Origin of the sequence: Primorskyibacter aestuariivivens, assembly GCF_028023675.1 — a bacterium.
Taxonomy (GTDB): Bacteria; Pseudomonadota; Alphaproteobacteria; order Rhodobacterales; family Rhodobacteraceae; genus Marinovum; species Marinovum aestuariivivens.
In genome coordinates this window covers 1-1,274 of sequence record NZ_JAQIOZ010000039.1, presented here as the reverse complement: position 1 = coordinate 1,274, position 1,274 = coordinate 1, and the positions used below count along the sequence as shown (strand labels likewise).

1 pseudogene is annotated in these 1,274 nt (G+C 57.9%); it reads right to left on the bottom strand.

The window, feature by feature from the left end:
- Positions 1 to 96 precede the first annotated feature (96 nt).
- Positions 97 to 1,227: pseudogene (locus tag PGB28_RS21270) on the bottom strand (IS3 family transposase).
- Positions 1,228 to 1,274 lie beyond the last annotated feature (47 nt).

The window sequence follows — 1,274 nt, the reverse complement described above, 5'->3', positions numbered from 1 at the left end:
TTGAAGTGGTCCCAGTTTTTCGGACAGGTTTGCAGCGCATCTAAGGTGTATCGGGTTTAGGTTTCATGCTGCTTTTTGCTCTTCCAAGCCCGCCCATTATGCGTCGTCGGGCGTCTGCCGATCAAGCGCGGAATGGGGCCGCTCGGTGTTGTAGAATGCCATCCAATCCTTGATGACGCGTCGGGCCTGGAACCCGTCGCTGATTTCTTCGAGGTAGATGGCTTCCTGCTTCAAGGACCGCCAGAGCCGTTCGATAAAGATGTTGTCCAGATAGCGGCCGCGCCCATCCATAGAGATGCGCACCCCGGCTTCGGTCAGCGTGGTGATCCAGGCCAACCCGGTGAACTGTGATCCTTGATCTGTATTCATAATCTCGGGTGGACCGTGTTTGGCGATGGCCTCGTTCAGAGCGTCCACACAGAAGTCCGCGTGCATCGTGTTGCTCAACCGCCAACTCAGCACCTTGCGCGTGGCCCAATCCATGATCGCGACCAGATACAAGAACCCGTTCCGCACCGGCACGAAGGTGATATCGGCGCACCCACTGCCCGGCAGGCGATGTTTACATCGCCGAAAGGAGAACCTGGTTGGGGCGGTCTATCGCCATCTTTCTCAGCAAGTACGGATAGACGGGATGCTGCGGAAGCGGCTGGCTGGTTCTGGGGCGTTTGTAGATTGCCTCCAGCCCCATCCTCGCCATCAACCGCCTGACACGATGACGGCCTACGACAACGCCTTCCCGGCGCAGATAGGCCGCAATCTGGCGACTGCCGAAGAACGGGTATTTGGTGAACACCCGGTCGATCTCTTTCATCACCGCCAACGTGTCCGCGTCGATCCCGACCGGCGTGTAGTAGAAGGCCGAACGCGACAGCTGCACTAGCTTGCACTGTTGGCTGATACTCAATTCGGGGTGGTCACGCTGGATCATGGCCCGCTTCTTTGCCGGGCTCACCTTTTGAGCCCTTCCGACAAAAAATCGTTCTCGACCGCCAACCTCCCGATCTTGGCGTGCAGCTCTTTGACCTCCGCTTCCGTCGGGCCGCTCTGCTTGCCGCCGGAAAACACATCCGCCATCCCGTCGATGGCTTGCCGTTTCCATGTGCTGACCTGGTTCGGATGAAGTTGGTGCTTCGCCGCGATCTCCTGCACGGTCTTGTCGCCACGCAACGCTTCCAACGCCACCTTGGCTTTAAACTGATCCGTAAAATTCCGGCGCTTCGCCATTCTCGTATCCCTTCAAAGGTTTGGGATACACCTTAGCTGACTGTCCA